Below are 18,696 nucleotides of genomic sequence, written 5' to 3' on the forward strand. Positions count from 1 at the left end.
CCTGTTTCTCAGCGCGAGCGCTGCTATCGCTTGAGGGCAGCGGTGAGCTCGACCCGGCCCCCCGGCTGCGCAGACTGAGACATCATCGATTGCGTGTCCAGCAGGGTTTCCGCATAGGCCATCATCATCGGTCCGACACCCTTGATATCGTCGGCACGAATTTCTTCAGAGAGGTAATAGCCGACGGTGCCGTCGCGATAGCGGCCGTTGAAACCCCCGAGACCTGCGACGCAACAGATGTTATGGAGCCTTCGCCTTCCATCCGCATCCTGCCGCAGTTCCTGTGCGACGAGCGATTGCAGGCTCGCCCGACCGGCCTCTGAAACACCGGCCGGGCCGCCAAGCCGCGCGAGCTTCTGGAGGAAATAGGAGAACATCGCCGTGGCCGAGCTTTCGGGATAGTTCTGCGCCTCGTCCGGCCGGTCGATGACCTGCAACCAGCGGTGATCCGCGGTGCGAAGAGCGATGATCCGGGATGCCAGCGCCGCGGCGCGGTCGGTCAGCTCCCGTCTGGATGTGCCGACGGGGAGGTTTTCGATGATGTCGATGAAGGCCATCGCCAGCCAGCCGATCGATCTTGCCCAATGGGCCGGTGAAAGGCCGCTTTTCGCATCCGCCCAAGCCTGTTGCCGGGCCTCGTCGTAACCGTGGCGATAAAGACCCGCCTGCCGGTCATGGGTGAGGTCCAGTGCCGTGGTGAACTGCCGAAGCGCCTCCTCGACCATCTGGGGATCGGAAGCCGCGCGGGCATATTCGACCTTGAAGGGCAGCGCCATGTAAAGCCCGTCCAGCCAGATCTGATGCGGGTAACGCAGCTTGTGCCAATAGACGTTGCTGCCGGTGCGCGGATGCGTTTCGAGCTGCCGCGCCAGCGGGGCGGCGGCGTCGAGCCAACGGGGTTCTCCCGTCAGCCGATGGAGAAAGACAAGGGCCCGGCCGGGCAGGATGTTGTCGATGTTGAACTCGTCGATCTCGTAGCCGACAAGCCGGCCCTGCGCATCGATCTGGCCGCTCACCAGCCGGATGAGATGATCCAGCCATGGGCGCTCGCCGGTCGCCTCGTAAAGCGCGATCAGGCCGCGATAGAGGCAGCCGTCCTCGTAACACCAGGCGCCGCCTTTGTAATATTGGTAATCGCGGGCGTAAGTCTCGAAATAGTCCTGAAGCATCGGATTTCAGTCTTGAGCTGGATGAATGGAAACCGGAGAAAGTCGCGCGAGGCGGCTGAAAACGGCGTTTTCCGCGACGATCCCGGCATGCCGGAGCGGCAGGAGGAGAGAGGCCATTTCTGGCACTTCGGCCTCGGCATCCGGCGCGAAGGAGACGGTGTAGTTTTCGAATGCAATATCGCGGATTGCCGCCTCCGGCAGTCCGTAGAAGACGGCGGCGGCCGTTCGCGCGCCCGAAACGGTGACGTTCTTCACGGTGATCGAGCTGATGCTCGGTGTTTCCGTGGAGACCGGCAGCGGCGACCGAGACTGGACGTAATCGGACCGGCCGTCGGCATCGCAGAAGTAGAAGGAATTGACGGCGACCGGGGTCGCCACGTCCTCCATCAGGCTGTCGGTGAGCCGGATGTTGGCGACCGTGCCGCCACGCCCCCGCCGCGTCTTGATGCGCAGTCCGCGGTCGGTGCCCCTGAAGTGGCAGTTTCGGATGGTGATGTCGCTGATGCCCGCGCTCATCTCGCTGCCGATGACGACCGCGCCATGGCCGCGCTCCATCAGGCAGTTCTCGATCCGCACATGCTTGGTCGGGCGGTCGGGACCGCCGAGCGGGCTGCGTTTGCCGGCCTTCAGCGCGATGCAGTCGTCGCCGACCGAGATGTGCAGGCCGACAAGATCGATATCGGAGCTGCTTTCGGGGTTGAACCCGTCGGTATTCGGAGAATCGGGATCGTTCTTGATCGTCAGGTCCGCCGCGACAAGTCCCTTGCAGAGGACCGGATGGACCGTCCAGGACGGCGAATTGCGGATGGTGAGGCCGGACAGCGTGACGTTTTCGCAGGCCGAAAGGAAGACGGTACGGGGGCGCCGGGCGCCCTGGCGGGTCTCCTTCGGCCATGACCACCAGTCGCCGCGATCACCGCCGCCGTCGATAATGCCGATGCCGGCGAGATGCACGTCACGGCAGTCGATCGCGTTGATCAGGCTGGCGTAACAGACCTCCGCCACGCCTTCCCAGGTTCCGAGAATGCGGCCATCCGCATGGCGCGCCGGCAGGATCGGAAAGTCTTGCCTGCTGGCGATTGCCGCGAGCTCCGCGCCGTCCTCGACGAGCAGGGTCATGTCGCTCTTGAGGAAGATCGGACCGCTCAGCCAGCGCCCGGCCGGTATTCTCAGCGTGCCGCCGGGAGCGAGCACCGCGATGGCCCGCTGGACCGCCGGCGTGTTGTCTCGTGCTTCAGTCGAGGCGCCGAAATCGCGGATGTCGATCAGGGCCGTTTCCTGCCGTGTGATAAATTCGAGCCGGGCTTCGCCTGTATGCAGGCAATAGGCGGCGCCCGGCTCAAGGGAGGCGACGGTGAAGACGACCTTCGACGTCGTCCCCTCGGCCACCAACGCGCCATCGAGCCTCCGAACCTGCCAGGCAAGCGCTTCCTCGCGCGTGTGGAGATGCCTTTCGGCATCGACGCGGAAGGTCGCGCTTCGGGGGCCGGTGATCAGGAGTTCGATGGCGACGTCCGTCACGTCCTCAGATCCCCGTCAGCGCTTGGTTGATGCCGGCGATGATCTCGGTTGCGGCATCCTTGGAGGATTGCTGGCCATAGGCGAAGGCTTCGAAATTGGTGTCGAAGACTTCGGTGACGCGCGGATGCTCGTTGAGCGGCGAGACGCCGGGGCTGGTCGGCTCCATCACCCGCTTGTAGGCTTCGATCTGCACCGGCTTGATCTTGCCTTCCTTGGTCAGCGTATCGAGCGCTATCTTGCTGGACGGAATGCCGCGTGTGGTGCCCATGATCTTGACCGCTGCCGGATCGTTGAGCAGGCAATTGAGCACCTGGGCCGCGCCCTTCGGGTCCTTGCTGTTTCTGGAGATCGAAAACAACATGGAGGGCTTGCGATAGACGCCGTCGGTCTTGGCGCCCTCGATGGTCAGGAGCTTGACGGGAACCAGTTCCTGGCCTTTTTCCATCGGCGTTGCGATCTTGCCGTAGGTGCTGTCCCACTGATAAGTGCCGGCGATCTGGCCCTTGGCCCATTTCTGGTTTTCATGCAGCGGCGTGTTGCCGCCGGCGGCGACCTGTTTCCAGCTCTCGATGACGCCCTTGTCGACCAGGGTCTTGTAGAATTCCAATCCTTCGACGAGTTCGGCTTCGCTCCAGGCGACCTTGTTGGTGGCCGGGTCGATCAGGTCCTTGCCGGTCTTCTGGGTGGTGCGCAGGATCACCATCAGACGGGCGTCGAGGGCGGCACCTTCAAAGGGATAAAACTCCTTGCCGAGCTTTTCCTTCATCTTCGGGGCTGCGGCGATCAGCTCTTCCCAGGTCTTCGGGATCGGGATGCCGGCCTTGTCATAGGTGGTCTTGTTGAACATGAAGACCCGGCCGGTGGTGGAGACGGAAATGCCGTTCAGCTTGCCCTTGACGGTGCCGCTGTCGAGGTCCGACTTCGACCACTGGCTGAGGTCGATGATGTCCTTGTACTGGTTCAAATCGGCAAAGCCGTCGCCGTTCTTGGTGAACAGCGGCAGCCAGGGCCAGTTCACCTGCATGATGTCGGCCTCGGTGCGACCGGCGAGCTGGGTGGCGATCTTTTCCTGGTGCCCCTGGAAGCCGGTGAACTCGGGCGCGATCGTGTGGCCGAACTTGGCGCCGCAAAGTTTCAGGGCCTCCTGGGTTGCGATATGGCGGTCGTCGCTGCCCCACCAGGACATGCGCAGATCCGAAGCGAATGCGGTCGAAAGGCTGGTGGCGGCAAACAAAGCCGCCGTCATGATCATGGTTCTCATTTTGGCTCCTCCCAAGTTGGAACGATGCAGTTTTCAAATCGCCAGGCTGATGTTTTCCCCGGACTGGCGGTCGAACAGATGGACGCCCTTCGGATCGGCCGAGAGCCAGACCCAGTCGTCGCGAAGCGCGCCGCGGTCGTAGGACGCGGACGGCACGACGGCGATGAGGCGTTTCGGGCCGATGTCGACATAGAGGTAGACTTCGTGGCCCATGAACTCGATATGGGTAAGCTTGCCCTTGATGGTGCCGGGCGTTTCAGCTGCGGCGATGCGCAGATGCTGCGGGCGGATGCCGAGCGTGACGTGTTCGCTGCGTCCGGAAATCCGTTTGGTGAACTCGTCGCCGAGCGTGATCACCTGGTCTGCCGCTCGCACGCTGTTGTCGCCCTCGAACGTGCCGTCGAGGAAATTCATCTCCGGGCTGCCGATGAAGCCGGCGACAAAGGTGTTGGCGGGGCGGCTGTAGAGCGTCACCGGGTCGGCGACCTGCATGATGTGCCCGTCCTTCATGACGCAGATGCGGTCGCCCATGGTCATGGCCTCGGTCTGGTCATGGGTGACGTAGATGACGGTCGCTTGCTGGTTTTCCGCCTTCAGCCGCTTGTGCAGGTCGGTGATGCGAACCCGCATCGAGGCGCGCAGCTTGGCATCGAGATTGGAGAGCGGTTCGTCGAACAGGAAGACCTGCGGTTTCTTGATCAGCGCCCGGCCGACCGCGACGCGCTGCGCCTGGCCGCCGGAAAGCTGTTTTGGCAGCCGGTCGAGCAGGGGGTCGATCTCGAGAAGATTGGAGACATGGCTGGTGGCCTGTTCGATCTCGGCGCTTGGGCGGCGCTTCAGCCGCATGCTGAAGGAGAGGTTCTTGCGCACCTTCATATGCGGATAGAGCGCGTAGTTCTGGAAGACCATGGATATGCCGCGGTCGCCCGGCGTCTTGTCGTTGACCAGTTCGCCGCCGATGCGGATCTCGCCGCCGGTCACCCGTTCCAGCCCGGCGATCATCCGGAGCGTGGTGGACTTGGCGCAGCCGGAGGGACCGACGAGCACCATGAACTCGCCGTCTTCGACATCGAGATTGATGCCATGCACCGCGCGGAAGGTACCATAGTCTTTTTCGAGGTTTCTCAGCTGAAGACGCGCCATGTGACTATCCTTTGATCCCGCCGGAGGAGATGCCGTCGATGAAATATTTCTGGGCGAGGAAGAAGACCGCGAGCGCCGGTGCCAGCGACAGCACCGACATCGCCAGAACCCGGTTCCATTCGAAGGCTTCGGTCGTGTCGATCGACAGTTTCAGCGCCAGCGAGATCGGGTATTTTTCGACAGAAGAGATGTAGATCAGCGGCCCGAGGAAGTCGTTCATCGTCCACATGAACTGGAACAGACATACCGAGATCAGCGCCGGCATCAGAAGCGGCACGACGATAAAGATCAGCGTCTGCCAGGTGGTGGCGCCGTCGACGCGGGCAGCCTCTTCCATGTCGCGCGGGATGGCGCGCAGGAACTGCACCAGCATGAAGACGAAGAAGGCATCGCCCGCCAGCGCGGAAGGCACCCAGAGCGGCAGATAGCTGTCGAGCCAGCCGAGATCGCGGAAGATCAGGTATTGCGGAATGCGGGTGACGACGTTCGGCAAAAGCAGCGTCGCGATCAGCGCGGAAAACAGCACTTTCTTGAACGGGAAATCGAAGCGGGCGAAGCCGTAGGCGACCGCCGTGCAGGATATCGCCGTGCCGATCACCTTCGGGATAACGATCCACAGCGTGTTGATGAAGAACGTGCCGAAGGAATAGGGCGTCGAGGTCTTCCAGCCCCTGATATAACCGTCGAGCGTCGGGTGTTCCGGCCAGAAGCCGGGGTTGGAGAAGATCTCCGAATTGGTCTTGAACGAGGCGCCGATCAGCCAGATCAGCGGATAGAGCATAAGCAACCCGACCACGGTCAGCAGGGCGTAACGCAGCACGGCATTGAAGCGGTGGCGGCGCGTTTCGCGGCTGCGGACGACGTCGACGTCGCGGGCGGCTGCGGAGTTCTGGGAGAGGATGTGATCGGTCATGGTCAGCTCCTCTTGTCGCCGGCGTAATAGACCCAGTGGCGCGAAGACCAGAAGGCGATGAGGGTGAGGGCCATGATGATCAGGAACAGGACCCAGGCGATCGCCGAGGCATACCCCATGTCGAAGCGCTTGAAGGCCTCGTCATAGATATAGATCGGCAGGAGATAGGTGGATTTCAAAGGTCCCCCTTGGGTGATGATGTAGGGGCCGTTGAACTCCTGGAAGGCCTGGACCATCTGCATGATCAGGTTGAAGAAGATCACAGGCGTGATCAGCGGCAGGGTGATGTAGACGAAGCTCGTCCATTTGCCGGCGCCGTCGATCGAGGCGGCCTCGTAGAGCGTCTTGTCGATGCTCTGGAGGGCCGCGAGGAAGATCACCATGGCCGAGCCGAACTGCCACAGGCGCAGCAGCGTGATCGTGAACAGCGCATTGGTCGGATCGCCGAACCAGTTGACCGGCTCGAAACCGATGAGCTGCAGGCCCATGTTGACGAGGCCGACATCGGCGAAGATGTAGCGCCACAGGACGGCGATGGCGATCGAGCCGCCGAGGATCGACGGCACGTAATAGGCCGTCCGGAATACGTTGATGAACTTCAGCTTGTAATTGAGGATCACGGCCATGAACAGCGCGAAGACGAGCTTCAGCGGCACCGTCGTGAACACGTAAACCAGCGTCACCCAGAGGGATTTGCGGAACGTCCGGTCGTTGGTGAACAGCCTTATATAGTTCTGCAGGCCGGTGAAGACCGGCTCGTTCATCAGGTTGTAGTTGGTGAAGCTCAGATAAAGCGACGCGAGGAAGGGGAGCGCCGTGAACACCAGCAGTCCGATGATGAAGGGCGACAGGTAGAACAGCCCCAGAAACTTGTTGTCGCCGCTCATGCCGGCTGCCCCAGTCCGGCCGGTGCTTCCGGCAGGCGCAGCATCCGGCCGGCATGCGCGGTGACGGTTCCGTCACAGGCAAAGTCGTCCATGGATTTCGTCGCGCAGTTGAGCGAACCGCCGCCGATAGAGGCGACGTTGAACGAAGAGACACTTGCTATATTGTGCATCGCGACCTCTGGCCCTTCCGTCTGCGGACACGCCTGATCCATCAGGCTTCCGCAATTGAAGCGCCATTTCCTCCCATTAATGTCTCAGGCGTGTTGAGTTCTCAGCTCCCAGGCTGATATTCTCACTTTGCCAGTCAGATCAAATCGACGAATTCGGGGAAAAGGATGGAGAAAATCGAAGGTAGCATTCTGTCTGCCATTCCGATGAATGCGATGGCGTTGACGCTGACACGTTCAACCATAAGGATGCAGCACTCGTATACCTGGGGCGTCGACAAATCGAACAGCGTGCACGACCTGATCATTTGCCTGACGGGTTCGGCGCGTTACGAGGTCGAAGGCGAGACGATCGACATGGCGCCGGGCAGGGCGATGCTGCTGCCTGCGGATACCTGGTTTTCCGGCCATTCGACCTCGATGGAGGCCTATACCGGCATCGCCCAGCATTTTACCCTCGACCTCTTCGGCCGGCTCGACCTGATCGCTCAGATGAACCTGAAACATGCCGTCACGCTCGCCCGGTGGGAGATGATGGAGCCGCTGACGCGTTATTACCACGACAACGCGCCGCCCTATTCGACGACGCTCCTCCAGCACCATCTTTTCATGTTCCTGTTGATCGAATTTATCGAGCAGGCCCATATCGGCTGGAGGGAGCAGTCGGTCGGCAATGTCAACAATCCGGATGCGCTGTCCTTTTCGGTCATGGTGGCCGCCAGCCAGATCGCCGCCGATCCGCTGGGCGAGGAGATCGTCGAAAGAACGATCAATTCGGCGCCCTATAATCCGGACTATTTCAAGCGGGAGTTCAGGAAGCGGGTCGGCTGGACGCCCGACAAGTTCCAGGAATTCAAGCGGATGGAGCGGGCGATGGGCCTGATGGCAGGCGGCTGCACGGTGAAGCGCGCCGCCGAGCTTTCCGGCTATGCGGACGCCTATTATTTCTCCCGTATGTTCAAGCGCTATATCGGCATCAGCCCGCAGGGTTATCAGCAGTCCGAAAAGCGCAGCCGCGAGGGTGCATTTCCCCGAGGTGAGGAGGATGGCCAGTTGATCTATCCGCTGACGCGCTGACGAGGCTTGGCTCAGTCAAACGTAAATCACTCATCTCCGACTTCAGGGCCCAGTTCTATCAGGAGAACGTCAAGTCCTCCTGAGATAACGAGGTCGCTGGCCGCGTCGGCCTCATGGGCCAGGCAATCGAAGGGATGGAGGTCAGCTTTCTCCGACCCGAACGCGAGCGTGTGTTTTCCTGTCGCAAGAACGAACCGCAAGGAGGCGGATGGCGGCAGCGAGACGGGTGTCGGCTGCCGGATGACGCGGTGGGAAAACCGGCCGCGCCGTGTCATCACGTTGAGGTCGGTTACGATGCCGTTCGCAAGCCTTGCCGAAGCCGGTTTGTCGGCCGGAAATGGGAAAGGCTCGGAATCGAGATCGAAGATCAGGGGCTCGCCGCCATCGATCGTCAGCTCCATGCCGGCGCCGGAGAGGATCGACAGGGTTCGGTCCACGTCCGCAAAGATCGAGAACGGTCCGTCGGAGGCGACGGTTGCCATGCTGATGCGCCAGTCGAAATCCTCGATCGATGCGCCGGCGGGAAAGACGGCGATCTCCACTGTCTCGCCGCCTCCGTTCTTCCACGGCATTCGCTGGTAGTCGGATGCGCGCAGGATTTTCATGGGACTCAGTTTCCGAGAATACCCGGCAGGCGAAGGCCATTTTCCCTGGCGCAATCAACGGCGATCTCGTAACCGGCATCCGCATGGCGCATGACGCCGGTGGCGGGGTCGTTCCAGAGCACGCGTTCGATGCGGCGGTCGGCGTCCTCGCTGCCGTCGCAGCAGATGACCATGCCGGAATGCTGCGAATAGCCCATGCCGACACCGCCGCCGTGATGCAGTGACACCCAGGTGGCACCGGACGCCGTGTTCAAAAGCGCATTCAAGAGGGGCCAGTCGGATACCGCATCCGAGCCGTCCTTCATCGCTTCCGTCTCGCGATTGGGAGAGGCGACCGATCCGGAGTCCAGGTGGTCGCGGCCGATCACGATCGGCGCTTTCAGCTCACCGTTGCGGACCATCTCGTTGAAGGCGAGGCCGAGCTTGTGGCGCACGCCGAGGCCCACCCAGCAGATGCGCGCCGGCAGGCCCTGGAAGGAAATCCGTTCGCGCGCCATGTCGAGCCAGTTGTGGAGATGCGCGTTGTCCGGCAGCAGTTCCTTCACCTTGGCATCGGTGCGGTAGATGTCTTCCGGATCGCCCGAAAGCGCGGCCCAGCGGAACGGGCCGATGCCGCGGCAGAACAGCGGACGGATATAGGCCGGCACGAAGCCGGGGAAAGCGAAGGCGTTTTCCAGCCCCTCGTCCTTGGCGACCTGGCGGATGTTGTTGCCGTAGTCGAGCGTCGGGATGCCGGCGTTCCAGAAGGCAATCATCGCCTCCACATGTTCGCGCATCGACGCGCGGGCGGCTTTTTCCACCGCCTTCGGATCGGTCTCGCGTTTCGCTTTCCATTCGGCGATCTTCCAGCCCTTCGGCAGGTAGCCGTTGATCGGGTCATGGGCGGAGGTCTGATCGGTGACCATGTCCGGACGAATGCCGCGACGGACCATCTCGGGGAGGATTTCCGCCGCATTGCCGAGCAGGCCGACGGATTTTGCCTCGCCGGCTGCCGTCCAGCGGGTGATCATCTCCATGGCCTCGTCGAGCGTTTCCGCTTTCGCGTCGACATAGCGGGTGCGCAGCCGAAAATCGATACTGTCGGGATTGCACTCGACGGCCAGGCAGCAGGCGCCGGCCATGACGGCGGCAAGCGGCTGGGCGCCACCCATGCCGCCGAGACCGCCGGTCAGGATCCATTTTCCTTTGAGGTTGCCGCCATAATGCTGGCGTCCGGCTTCCACGAATGTCTCGTAGGTCCCCTGCACGATGCCCTGGGTGCCGATATAGATCCACGAACCGGCGGTCATCTGGCCATACATGGCCAGCCCCTTCTTATCGAGCTCGTTGAAATGGTCCCAGGTCGCCCAATGGGGCACGAGGTTCGAGTTGGCGATCAGCACGCGTGGGGCGTCCTTGTGGGTGCGGAACACGCCGACCGGCTTGCCGGACTGCACCAGAAGCGTTTCTTCCTCCGTCAGCGTCTTCAGCGTTGCAACGATCCGGTCGAAATCGTCCCAGGTGCGAGCGGCGCGTCCGATGCCGCCATAAACCACCAGTTCGTTGGGGTTTTCCGCCACGTCCGGATCGAGATTGTTCATCAGCATGCGCAGAGGCGCTTCCGTCATCCAGCTTTTGGCGTTGAGCTGGTTGCCGCGCGGGGCGCGGATTTCGCGGATATTGTGGCGGGGATTGGTCATCGGAACGTTCCCTTTATCGGTTGTTGTTTTTCTGCGACGCGAGGCCGAGGGCGATCCGCTCGATCCGCGTCAGGATATCCTTGAGATGGACACGCAGCCGCTCTGCCTTGGCCGGATCATAGGCAAAGGGCAGGGCCTCCGCTGCGAGATGAGTGGACTGGGCAAGTTCCATCTGAATGGCATCGACGCCGGTTTCCGGCCTGCCGTAAAACCGTGTCGTCCAGCCGCCGTTGAAGCGACCGTTCAGAATGCTCGTGTAGCCCGAAGCCGCAGTTGCCACATCGAGCGCCGCCTGTTCGATTGCCGGGGCGCAGGTTCGGCCCATGTCCGTGCCGATGTTGAAGTCAGGCAGGGTGCCTTCGAACAGGAACGGAATGTGTGAGCGGATCGAGTGACAATCGTAGAGCACCGCAATGCCGTGGATGGATTTGACCCGTTCGATTTCGGCTGCAAGCGCCGCGTGATAGGGCGCATGGAAATCGCGCAGCCGCTCAGTGGTGTCGGCCTCGGTCGGCGCGGCGCCCTGTTTCCAGATGCTCTTGCCGTCGAAATCCGTCTCCGGAATCAGGCCAGTGGTGTTCTGGCCGGGATAGAGGCTGGCGCCTTGCGGATCGCGGTTGGCGTCGATCACATAGCGGTGGAACGTGGCGCGCACCGTCGTCGCATCCGCCAGAAGGCCATCATAGAGCTGATGGATATGCCAGTCCGTATCGGCAAGCAGGCGACCGTTGTCGTCCAGCCGGTCCCAGATAGCCGGGGGCACGTCGGTTCCCGTGTGTGGAAAGCCGAGAATGATGGGAGAAGTGCCTTGTCTCACTTCAAAGACAGCCATTTCACGCCTCCAGGACCGGCAGGATATCCGCTGAAACGGACGCGGCGAGCGCGCCTGAAGCGACGAGATCTGTCGCCGCCTTGAGGTCGTTTGCCATGTAGCGATCCTCTTCCAGGCTCGGAACGACGGAGCGGATGGTGGCGATCACCTTCCGAAGTTCGGGACTGGTCGTCAGCGGCTTGCGCAGTTCCACGCCCTGCGCCGCCGTCAGCGCCTCGATGCCGATGATGGTCGCGAGATTGTCGGTCATCTGCAGAAGCCGGCGCGCGCCATGACAGGCCATCGAAACGTGGTCTTCCTGATTGGCGGAGGTCGGCGTCGAATCGACCGAGGCCGGATGCGACATCTGCTTGTTTTCCGACATCAGGGCGGCGGACGTGACTTCCGCGATCATCAGCCCGGAATTGAGCCCCGGCTTTTTCGCAAGAAACGCCGGCAGTCCGTAGGAGAGGGCCGGGTCAACCAAAAGCGCAATGCGGCGCTGGGAGATCGCACCAATTTCGCAGACGGCAAGCGCGATCTGATCGGCAGCAAAGGCCACCGGTTCGGCGTGGAAATTGCCGCCGGAAACGACGGTGTCATCCGAAAGCACCAGCGGATTGTCGGTCACCGCATTGGCTTCAATCTCGAGCGTGCGGGCCACTGAGCGCAGCAGATCGAGGCAGGCGCCGTCTACCTGCGGCTGGCAGCGGATGCAATAGGGATCCTGCACCCGTTCGTCGCCCTGCAGATGGCTTTCGCGGATGACCGAGCCCGACAGCAGGGCGCGCAGTGCCGCGGCCGCATCGATCTGGCCCTTATGGCCGCGAAGCGTGTGGATATCCGGATGGAACGGGGCCGAAGAACCCATGGCGGCATCCGTCGACATCGCGCCGGTCACCAGTGCTGTCTGGGCGGCACGGTGGGCGCGGAACAGGCCGACCAGTGCCAGGGCCGTGGAGGTCTGGGTGCCGTTGATCAGGGCAAGGCCTTCCTTGGCGGCAAGCACGACAGGTTTCAATCCGGCCTTCGCGAGAGCCTCGGCGGCGGGCAGCAAAGTGCCTCGATAGAAGGCCTCGCCTTCGCCCATCATCACGGCCGCCATGTGTGCGAGCGGCGCGAGATCGCCGGACGCGCCGACCGAGCCTTTTTCCGGGATGAGGGGGATCACGCCCTTTTCCAGCATCGCTTCGATCAGGCGCACCAGTTCGAGCCGGACACCGGATGCGCCGCGGCCGAGCGAAATGAGTTTCAGCGCCATGATCAGGCGGACGATATTCTCGGCAAGCGGAGCGCCGACGCCGCAGCAATGCGACAGGATCAGATTGCGCTGGAGCGTCGCGACATCGGCGCTGTCGATCTTGATCGAGGCCAGTTTTCCGAAGCCGGTATTGATGCCGTATACCGGCTCGTTGCCGGCCGCAATCCGGGCGATCCGCGCCGCAGCCTTCTCTATCCCCGCGTCGAACAAAGGATCGATCCGAACCGGCGTGCCGTTCCAGTAGATGTCCTGAAGCTCGCGAAGGCTCACCGAGCCGGGTGTCAGAACGATGCTCATGCGGAAACCCTCTCGCCCTTGAAGATGCGTGCCGTCAGCGGATTGAAGCCGATGCGATAGACAAGCTCCGCCGGCCGTTCGATATCCCAGATCGCGAAGTCGGCGGATTTCCCAGCTTCGAGCGTGCCTGTTTCAGCCTGGAGACCGAGGGCGCGGGCGGCTTCCCGCGTGACGCCGGCAAGGCATTCCTCGACCGTCAGACCGAACAGCGTCGCGCCCATGTTCATGGTCATCAGCAGCGAGGTCAGCGGCGAGGTGCCGGGATTGCTGTCGGTCGCCAGCGCGATACGGGTGCCGGCGTCGCGCAGCGCCTGGACGGGCGGTGCCTGCTTTTCGCGAAGCGTATAGAAGGCGCCCGGCAGCAGCACGGCGACCGTACCTGCCTGCGCCATCGCCCCGGCATCCGCCGCGGAAAGATATTCCAGATGGTCGGCCGACAGCGCGCCATAGGAGGCGGCGAGGCGCGCGCCGCCGAGATCGGACAGCTGTTCCGCGTGCAGCTTGACGGGAAGGCCAAGTGATTTCGCCTTGTCGAAAACCCGGCTGATTTCGGCCGGCGAGAAAGCGATGCCTTCGCAGAAACCGTCGACCGCATCGACGAGCCCTTGCGAATGCGCAGCCTCAAGGCCAGGCAGAACCACGTCGGTGATGTAATCGCCGTTGCGGCCCTTGTACTCCGGCGGTATCGCATGCGCGGCAAGCCAGCTGGTGACGATCCGCACCGGTCGGACTTCGGCAAGCCTGCGGGCAACCCGCAGCATTTTCAGCTCGCCCTCGATGTTCAGCGCATAGCCGGATTTGATCTCGACCGTGCAGAGGCCCTCGGCCAGAAGCGTGTCCAGCCTGCGGAGCGCTTGCTCAAGGAGTTCGTCTTCCGAAAGTGCATTGGTTGCCTTCACCGAGGAGATGATGCCGCCGCCGGCTCGTGCGATCTCCTCGTAGGTCGATCCCGCCAGGCGCATTTCGAATTCCATCGCGCGGTCGCCGCCGAATACCAGATGGGTGTGACAGTCGATCAGGGCCGGGGTGATCCACCGCCCGCCGCAATCGGTTTTGTGTTCGGATTTCTCAAATTCGGCAGGCAGGTCGGCCATTGCGCCGACGAAAGCTATCCGCCCGTCGCGCACGGCGATCGCGCCGGCTTCGATAATGCCGAGGCCGGATGCCGAGGGAGCAAAAGTGGCGATCCGCGCATTGTGCCAAAGCGATGCGGAGCCTGCTGCAGATTTTGAAGAATCTTCCCCATCCATAAGCTTTTCGCCTTTCCTTATGGAAGAACATGTATATACATAATAATCCGAGTGACAAGAAGAATTTTGGTCTCCGCGAGGAAAAGGGAAGGGCGTCCATGGCCACGCTTCATGCGCAATTGGCTCTCCTGCCGGATGGATGGCAGCAGAATGTAAGGTTGACGATCGAGGCGGACCGACTTGCGGGAGTGGAGGTCGGCATCGAGGCGACGGCGGAAGACGAGTGTCACAAGGTTGTCGTGCCTGCGATGCCGAACCTGCACAGCCATGCCTTCCAGCGCGCCATGGCGGGCCTTACGGAAGTTCGCGGTCCCGGCGACGACAGTTTCTGGAGTTGGCGGACGCTGATGTACAAGTTCGCACTGTCGATCACGCCGGAACAGGTCGAGGCCGTTGCCTCACAGCTCTATATGGAAATGCTGGAAGCCGGCTTTTCGCGGGTTGGCGAATTCCACTATCTCCACCACGACAGGGATGGCGGCCACTACGCCAATATCGCCGAGATGGCCGAGCGCATCGGCGCGGCGAGTGCGGAGGCGGGAATCGGCCTGACCCTCCTGCCGGTTTTTTATGCCCATTCGGGCTTCGGCGGCGCGGCGCCGATCGAGGGCCAGCGCCGTTTCATCCACTCGATCGACGATTTTGCCAAGACCATGGACGGCTGCCGTCATCTGACTGCGGCCATACCCGGCGCGGAACTCGGCGTCGTGCCCCATAGCCTGCGAGCAGTGACCCCGCAGGAGCTCAGGCAGGTCGTGCCGATGGCGGGCGACGGGCCTGTGCATATCCATGTCGCCGAACAGGTGAAGGAGGTCGAGGACTGCCTTGCCTGGTCCGGTGCACGGCCCGTCGATTGGCTGCTCGCAAACATGCCGGTGACCGAACGCTGGTGTCTCATCCACGCGACGCATATGACAGAGGATGAAACCCGCCGCATGGCGGACAGCGGCGCGATCGCCGGGCTTTGCCCGATCACCGAAGCCAATCTCGGCGACGGCATCTTTCCCGGCGAAGACTTTGTCGCGCAGAAGGGCCGCTTCGGCATCGGCTCGGATTCGAACCTACTGATTTCCGTGGCGCAGGAGTTGCGTCAGCTCGAATATTCCCAGCGCCTCGGGCTGAAGAGGCGCAACGTCCTGGCAAAACCGGAAGCTTCGACAGGACGGCGGCTGTTCGAGACAGCGCTTTCGGGTGGCGGAATGGCGCTCCACGCCGCCGCCGGCTTGGCTCCGGGCAATTACGCCGATATCGTCTCGCTTGATGTCAATGACGTTCCCTATCTTGCCGCCGATCAGATTCTCGACCATTGGATATTTGCGGGTGGCATTGCCGTGGATTGTGTCTGGGCGCTTGGCCGCAAGCAGGTCGAAGGCGGGCGGCATGTCCGGCGGGATGCGATCGGCCGCCGGTTCAGGACGGTAATGCAGGAATTGCTGACAGCATGACGAATGGCAAGGAAGCCACCCTCCATCATCGCATTTTGAGCGACATAGAGGGACGGATCGTCTCCGGCGAATGGCCTCCCGGGTATCGCCTGCCTTTCGAGGTCGACCTTGCCGTACAATACGGCTGCTCGCGGATGACCGCCAACAAGGTGCTGACGCATCTGGCAAGGGCCGGGCTGATCGAGCGGCGCAAGAAATCCGGCAGCTTCGTTTCGCAACCGGTGACCCAGGCCGCAGTGCTCGAAATCCATAGTATCGAGGCGGAGGTCCGCTCCCTCAAGCTTGCCTATTCCTACCGGCTGGAAAAGCAGGTTCGACGCGAGGCCACTCCCTTGGACCGGCAGCACCTGGAGCTTTCGGAAACGGCGCCGGTCCTCGATCTCGTCTGCCTTCACCATGCCGGCGAACGTCCGTTTTGCCTTGAGGAGCGGCTGATCAACCTGACGACCGTGCCCGAAGCGGAAAGCGAGGATTTTTCGAAGTCGGCGCCGGGGACCTGGCTCATCAGTCAGATCCCGTGGAGCACGGCGGAACATCGGATCTATGCCCAGTCGGCCGGCGCGGAGGTCGCAAAGAGGCTCGACATTTCCAGGAACGCAGCCTGTCTGGTCATCGAACGGCGGACCTGGGGCAGCACCGGTCCGGTAACATTCGTGCGCTTCACCTATCCGGGCGACCGGCACGCGCTGGTCGCCCGCTTCACGCCGGGCGGAGAGAACTAGGCGGCGCGACCGTACTACCCATCTCATGGAGGGCGGGAAGCGAGCCCTCAGTCCAGATCTCTCAAGACGATAGCGTTCTGCGATCTGACCGTATCTGCCTTTCCACCTCCTGAAGCCGACCAAAAGTGCGGTATCGGTGATCGTGCATTTGACGGATCGTGCCTCCGGCGGGGCTGTAGAGCGTCGAGAGACGCGACATCGCCCTCATGGCTTCCTGCAGCGATCCGTATCGGCCCGCGGCAGCGGCTCCAAGCATCGCGCTGCCGAGCAGAACCGGTTCCTCCGTATCGGCGACAGCCACCGGCAGATTTGTGGTGTCCGCCAGAATCTGACGCACGAGGTGACTTTGCGCGGCACCGCCGCTGGCGATGATCAGGTCGAAGGCCATGCCGCTCTGTGACAGCTTGTCCAGCAACTGCCTGAGGCCGTAGCCGATGCCGCAGAGCCCGGCGACAAACAGCGAGATCAGGCTGGCAGTATCGGTTTCCAGCCCGAGCCCCGCGATGACGGCCCGCGCATCGGGGTCCGCATGCGGCGACCGGTTGCCCATGAATTCGGGCAGGACGTGGATGGTGCCGGCAAGTTCAACGGCCTGGGCGAGATTTGGACGCAGTCTCGTCGCTTCGCGGTCGAGCCAGCTTACGAGCGAGATCCCATCGGCTTCGGCCCTGGAGCGCGCTTCAGTGGATGCCGGGTGCATCGTGACCAAGTGATCGATGGCAGCGCCGGCTGCCGACTGTCCACCTTCGGTCAGCCACAGTCCGGGGACCATCGAGGAATAATACGGCCCCCATACACCATCGACAAACACGGGATTGTCGCTGGAGGCCATGGAACAGGCGGATGTCCCGAAAATATAGGCGAGCCTGTTTCGAACGTCTGCGCGGCCTTCTGGATCTTGACCGCCGAGCGTGCCGATGCCGCCCGCATGGGCGTCGATCAGGCCGGCACCGACAGGGGTTCCCGGCATCAGGCCGAGATCGGCAGCGGCCTGTTCCGTCAGCCCGCCCGCAAGCGGCGTTCCCGGATCGACGATGTCGGTCCCGATCCGCTTGAAACCCTCATCGGCCAGTTCTCCAAGGCCGATCGCCCTGAAATATGAGGCATCCCAGCGCTGCTCATGGGCGAGATAGGTCCATTTGCAGGTGACCGTGCAGGCCGACCGGCTGAGCGATCCCGTCGCGCGAAAGGTCAGATAGTCGGCGAGATCGAAGAAATGTCCGGCATCGGCAAACGATCGTGGCAGGTTGCGCTTCAGCCAGAGAAGCTTCGGCGTTTCCATCTCCGGCGAAATTTTGCCCCCGACATAACGCAGGACTCCGTGCTCTCCGCCGTTGATCTCGGCCGCCTCGCCGGCGGCGCGATGATCCATCCAGACGATGACGTTGCGGTCGGCCTCTCCCGAGCGGCTGACCGAGACCGGCTTCCCGTCAGCATTGACGACAACCAGCGAGCAGGTCGCGTCGACGCCTATTCCCGCAATCGCCGACAGCCGGATACCGCCGGAACCGACGGCCTCCCGGACGCTCTCGCAGACCGCCTGCCATATCTGCTCCCCGGATTGCTCGACGATATTGCCGGGCTCGTGCCAGATGGTGATTGGGCGTTTGGCGGATGCCAGCAGGGCGCCGGCTTCATCGAACACGCCGGCCCGCGCGCTGCCTGTTCCCACATCGATGCCGATAAAGAAGCGGGTCATGACTAGAGATCCGTGCTGAGAGGCAAAATGACGAGATCGCGAATAGTGATGTTGCGGGGTCTCGAGAGCATGAACATCACGGCTTCGGCGACTTCCGTCGCCTCCATCAAACCTCCCGCCGCGATCGCCTCATCGAGTTTCGCCTGGGGCCAATCGCTGATCAATGCGGTGATGACAGGCCCGGGTGCGACCGCGCCGACGCGGATGCCGTGTCTGGCGACCTGGCGCCGCACGGTGTGAACGAACGCCTGCACCGCATGTTTGGAGGCGGTGTAGATCGGCTCCCAGACGACCGGCACCAGGCCGGCAATCGAGCTGGTCATGATGATGTCGCCGGTCTTGCGCTCGACCATATGCGGCAGCACGGCCTGGACGGAACGGAAGGCGGCATTGATGTTGAGATTGAGCATGCGGTCCCAGGCATCCGGGTCGCCCTCGACCACCTCTCCGCCGATATAGGCGCCGGCATTGGCGTGGAAGATATCGAGCTTGCCGAACCGGTCGAGGATGCGCGGCATCATCGTTGCGACGCTTGCTGGATCGGTCAGATCGATCGCCAGCGGAAAGGCGTTCGGCCCCAGTTCAGAGCATAGCTTATCGAGCGTATCGCCCGCCCTGTCGACAAGTGCGACGCTGACGCCTTCGGCCAACAGGGCTCGGGCGCATTCGAGGCCGATGCCCGACGCCGCACCGGTCACTGCGGCCACCTTTCCGGAAAGATCCTGTCTCATGTCGTTCCTTGCTTCAATATTATGACAATCAGTTTGGGAGCCGCGTTGGAGGCGATTG

17 protein-coding genes are annotated in these 18,696 nt (G+C 62.5%); 3 read left to right on the forward strand and 14 right to left on the reverse strand.

Features of this window, described 5'->3' with window-relative positions; all coding sequences use genetic code 11:
- Positions 1-23 precede the first annotated feature (23 nt).
- From AC1D3C_RS03275 to AC1D3C_RS03305, 7 genes are read right to left on the reverse strand one after another with little or no spacing between them, the layout of a single operon-like run.
- Positions 24-1,169 (reverse strand): glycoside hydrolase family 88/105 protein, encoded by a 1,146-nt coding sequence (locus tag AC1D3C_RS03275; RefSeq protein WP_477481858.1) that lies wholly within the window; start codon positions 1,167-1,169, stop codon positions 24-26.
- Between the two features lie 6 nt (positions 1,170-1,175).
- Complete coding sequence (pglA, locus tag AC1D3C_RS03280) at positions 1,176-2,690, reverse strand: polygalacturonase PglA (protein ID WP_477481859.1); 1,515 nt, start codon at positions 2,688-2,690, stop codon at positions 1,176-1,178.
- A 4-nt stretch (positions 2,691-2,694) separates the two neighbouring features.
- Entirely contained in the window at positions 2,695-3,951 is a 1,257-nt protein-coding gene (locus tag AC1D3C_RS03285; protein WP_477481860.1) for an ABC transporter substrate-binding protein, read from the reverse strand.
- Between the two features lie 33 nt (positions 3,952-3,984).
- Positions 3,985-5,094, reverse strand: a complete 1,110-nt coding sequence (locus AC1D3C_RS03290; RefSeq protein WP_477481861.1) for an ABC transporter ATP-binding protein — start codon at positions 5,092-5,094, stop codon at positions 3,985-3,987.
- Positions 5,095-5,098: 4 nt separating this feature from the next.
- Positions 5,099-6,007, reverse strand: coding sequence for a carbohydrate ABC transporter permease (locus AC1D3C_RS03295; RefSeq protein WP_477481862.1), 909 nt, complete (start codon positions 6,005-6,007; stop codon positions 5,099-5,101).
- Positions 6,008-6,009: 2 nt separating this feature from the next.
- The gene (locus tag AC1D3C_RS03300) at positions 6,010-6,894 is read right to left on the reverse strand and encodes a carbohydrate ABC transporter permease (protein WP_040124324.1); all 885 of its coding nucleotides are present in this window, start codon (positions 6,892-6,894) and stop codon (positions 6,010-6,012) included.
- Positions 6,891-7,064, reverse strand: a complete 174-nt coding sequence (locus AC1D3C_RS03305; protein WP_477481863.1) for a hypothetical protein — start codon at positions 7,062-7,064, stop codon at positions 6,891-6,893. Before AC1D3C_RS03305 ends, AC1D3C_RS03300 begins: the two co-directional genes overlap by 4 nt.
- A gap of 165 nt (positions 7,065-7,229) precedes the next feature.
- Here AC1D3C_RS03305 and AC1D3C_RS03310 point away from each other — a divergent pair, with 165 nt between their 5' ends.
- On the forward strand, positions 7,230-8,138 hold the full coding sequence (locus tag AC1D3C_RS03310; protein WP_477481864.1) for a helix-turn-helix domain-containing protein: 909 nt from the start codon (positions 7,230-7,232) through the stop codon (positions 8,136-8,138).
- Between the two features lie 26 nt (positions 8,139-8,164).
- Here the strand turns inward: AC1D3C_RS03310 and AC1D3C_RS03315 are convergent, their stop codons facing one another.
- The 5 genes from AC1D3C_RS03315 to hutI are packed head-to-tail and all read right to left on the reverse strand — an operon-like array spanning position 8,165 to position 14,041.
- Positions 8,165-8,743 (reverse strand): HutD/Ves family protein, encoded by a 579-nt coding sequence (locus tag AC1D3C_RS03315; protein WP_477481865.1) that lies wholly within the window; start codon positions 8,741-8,743, stop codon positions 8,165-8,167.
- A gap of 5 nt (positions 8,744-8,748) precedes the next feature.
- Complete coding sequence (hutU, locus tag AC1D3C_RS03320) at positions 8,749-10,422, reverse strand: urocanate hydratase (RefSeq protein WP_477481866.1); 1,674 nt, start codon at positions 10,420-10,422, stop codon at positions 8,749-8,751.
- Positions 10,423-10,435: 13 nt separating this feature from the next.
- Entirely contained in the window at positions 10,436-11,254 is an 819-nt protein-coding gene (hutG, locus tag AC1D3C_RS03325) for an N-formylglutamate deformylase (RefSeq protein WP_477481867.1), read from the reverse strand.
- A 1-nt stretch (position 11,255) separates the two neighbouring features.
- A complete protein-coding gene (gene hutH / locus AC1D3C_RS03330; RefSeq protein ID WP_477481868.1) occupies positions 11,256-12,791 on the reverse strand; it encodes a histidine ammonia-lyase in 1,536 nt (511 codons plus the stop codon).
- Positions 12,788-14,041 carry an imidazolonepropionase gene (gene hutI, locus AC1D3C_RS03335; protein WP_477481869.1) on the reverse strand — a complete coding sequence of 418 codons (1,254 nt, stop codon included), beginning with the start codon at positions 14,039-14,041 and terminating at the stop codon, positions 12,788-12,790. The genes hutH and hutI overlap by 4 nt, the downstream gene beginning before the upstream one ends.
- A 98-nt stretch (positions 14,042-14,139) precedes the next feature.
- Between hutI and AC1D3C_RS03340 the strand changes: the two genes are divergently transcribed.
- Positions 14,140-15,486, forward strand: coding sequence for a formimidoylglutamate deiminase (locus tag AC1D3C_RS03340; protein WP_477481870.1), 1,347 nt, complete (start codon positions 14,140-14,142; stop codon positions 15,484-15,486).
- A complete protein-coding gene (gene hutC / locus AC1D3C_RS03345; protein ID WP_477481871.1) occupies positions 15,483-16,208 on the forward strand; it encodes a histidine utilization repressor in 726 nt (241 codons plus the stop codon). Before AC1D3C_RS03340 ends, hutC begins: the two co-directional genes overlap by 4 nt.
- Before the next feature lie 61 nt (positions 16,209-16,269).
- Here hutC and AC1D3C_RS03350 read toward each other — a convergent pair whose 3' ends face one another.
- On the reverse strand, positions 16,270-17,907 hold the full coding sequence (locus tag AC1D3C_RS03350) for an FGGY-family carbohydrate kinase (protein WP_477481872.1): 1,638 nt from the start codon (positions 17,905-17,907) through the stop codon (positions 16,270-16,272).
- Positions 17,908-17,909: 2 nt separating this feature from the next.
- Positions 17,910-18,638 (reverse strand): SDR family oxidoreductase, encoded by a 729-nt coding sequence (locus AC1D3C_RS03355; RefSeq protein WP_477481873.1) that lies wholly within the window; start codon positions 18,636-18,638, stop codon positions 17,910-17,912.
- Between the last annotated feature and the right edge of the window lie 58 nt (positions 18,639-18,696).

Source organism: Neorhizobium sp. P1_A6, from assembly GCF_056406795.1.